Here is a 2,373-nt window from a genome sequence, read left to right as displayed (position 1 = left end):
CGGCCGCCGTACGCGGGGGGCGCGGTGCGCGGCCCCCGCCACTGCCGCCTCAGCCTGTGCTTGCCCCGTCACCGTCACCGTCACCGACCACCGCAAGGAGCAGTCCCCGTGAGCGACCACCACGCCGAGCACACCGCCGCGTGGGGCGAGAGCGCCGGCGCGGAAGCGGCCGATCCCGCGGCGCCCGCCACGAGCGGGGCACTGACCCCGGCGGACGCCGCCGACGCGGCGCGGCTCGTCTCCTTCGGGCTCCAGCCCAAGCTGCTCCCCGCACGCGACACCGAGTACACCGAGCTGCTCAGGCGCTACCGCGAGGACCCCGCCTTCGCCCGGATCGCCGACGCCGTCGCCACCGGCTTCGGCCTGATCGTGCTTGAGGTCTCCGCACGCGCCGGGATGGCGGTGACGGCAGGGGAGGACTCGGTGTTCGCGGTGCGGATGGGCGACTACGCGCGCCGCGCCTCCACCGAATCGGCAGACCGGTTCCTGCACGGGCTCGCCCACCTCGCCGTCGCCGCCATGGCGTTCCCCCGGCCCGAGGACCTCGCCGACGACGGCTACATCGGCCGGATCACGGTCAACGGCGTCGACGCCTTCGTACGCCAGGCCTGCCGCAGACTGGAGGAGAAGGCCGAGGAGCAGGGCGAGAACACCGATCCGTCGACCGAGGCGCCCGGGCTCGAAGCCGCCTGGCGGATCTACGCACGGCGCAGCGCCACCGGCGCCACCAAGGACGCCCGCCGGCTGGCCGGATCCACCACCGGCATCATCGGCAAGGCCGTCGCGTTCCTCACCGACTCGGGTTTCCTCCAGCGCACCGGGGACGACGCGGGAGGCGCGTACCGCACCACCGCCCGCTACCAGCTCCAGGTGCGCGACATGGCGGGACAGGCCGCCATGGCCGAGCTGCTGGAGCTGGGGGTCGTCGCGGTGACCGACGGCTCGGCCACCCTGCTGCCGCCGCCCGACGCCGAGAGTCACGACCTGGCGGCGGGCGCGGGACTGCCCTTCCACTCCTGAGCACGACAGTCCGCCCCAGCCGCCTTGACTGTTCCTTACGCCCGCCCCCACTGGTCATCACCGACGAGAGTCCGCCGCCATGTACGAGCTGTCCCGGGTCCGCCTCTACTCCATCGGGCCTGCCGGTGCGCGCTACGCCGACACCGTGCTCGACCTGCGCGGGGTCGGCGCGCCCGTACCCCATCCCGCGCCCACCCAGGCGGAGTTCTTCGAGGAGGAGCCGAGCGGACCCCCGCGCCGTCCCGCCCCGGCCGGTGTGCTCTTCCTGGAGAACGGCGGCGGCAAGTCCGTCCTGCTCAAGCTGATCTTCTCGGTGATGCTGCCCGGCCACCGCAACACGCTCGGCGGCGCCAGCTCCGGCGTGCTGCGGAAGTTCCTGCTCGCCGACGACTGCGGGCATGTCGCGCTGGAATGGCAGCACGTGCTCACCGGCGAACTCGTCGTCGTGGGCAAGGCCAGCGAGTGGCGCGGACGCCAGGTGTCCAACGACCCGAGGAAGTTCGCCGAGGCCTGGTACTCCTTCCGGCCGGGACCCGGCCTGAGCCTCGACTCGCTGCCCGTCGCCGAGTCCACCGCCGTGCGCAGAACGGTCGAGGGCGTCTCCGGCGCGCGGGGCAGGCGCCGCACCATGAAGGGGTTCAGGGACGCCGTCACCGAGGCAGGCAAGGTCTACCCGCACCTCGACATCCACTGGGAGGAGATCCACGACCGGTGGATCGAGCACCTGGGGGATCTGGGCCTGGACCCCGAACTGTTCCGCTACCAGCGTGAGATGAACGCCGACGAGGGCGAGGCGGCCGGCCTCTTCGCCGTCAAGAAGGACTCCGACTTCACCGATCTCCTGCTGCGCGCCGTCACCGACACCCGCGACACCGACGGACTCGCCGACCTCGTCAGCGGCTTCGGCAACAAACTGGGCCGCCGCTCCGAACTCACCGCCGAACGCGACTTCACCGCCGGCTCCGTCGACCTCCTCGGCCGCATCGTCGAGGCCGCAGGGGCCAGGGCCCGCAGCCGCGACATCCACGCGGGCGCCGAGCGCCGCGCCCGTACCCTCGTACGCCGCATCGCGGCCCGTGCCATCGACGAGCGCAGCCGGACCGCGGACCTCGCCCAGCAGGTCACGGCGGCGGCGCACACCGTCACCGAGGCCGAGAGCAGTCGCGGCAGGAGCGCGCTGATCGCCGCCGAACTGGCCTACCGGCACGCCTCCCTGGCGCTCACGGTGGCCGAGAAGCGCGCGGCGGCCCAGCGCCGCGAGCTGACCGACGCCCGTACGCTGCACTCCGCCTGGCAGGCCGCGGAGAACGTGCTGCGCCACCGCGCGGCCGCCGACCGCTCGGCGCGCGTGGC

At 73.6% G+C, this 2,373-nt stretch carries 1 protein-coding gene and 1 pseudogene; both read left to right on the top strand.

Annotated elements, in window-relative coordinates; genetic code table 11:
* The first annotated feature begins 108 nt into the window (after positions 1-108).
* The gene (locus QR77_RS04820) at positions 109-1,020 is read left to right on the top strand and encodes a hypothetical protein (protein WP_040019826.1); all 912 of its coding nucleotides are present in this window, start codon (positions 109-111) and stop codon (positions 1,018-1,020) included.
* Positions 1,021-1,099: 79 nt separating this feature from the next.
* A pseudogene (locus tag QR77_RS04815) lies at positions 1,100-2,373 on the top strand (hypothetical protein); the annotation flags it as partial.

The sequence above is a fragment of the Streptomyces sp. 150FB genome (assembly GCF_000818195.1).
Taxonomy (GTDB): domain Bacteria; phylum Actinomycetota; class Actinomycetes; order Streptomycetales; family Streptomycetaceae; genus Streptomyces.
Note: the sequence above shows the minus strand (reverse complement) of the source record. Positions and strands in the feature narration are given on the sequence as shown.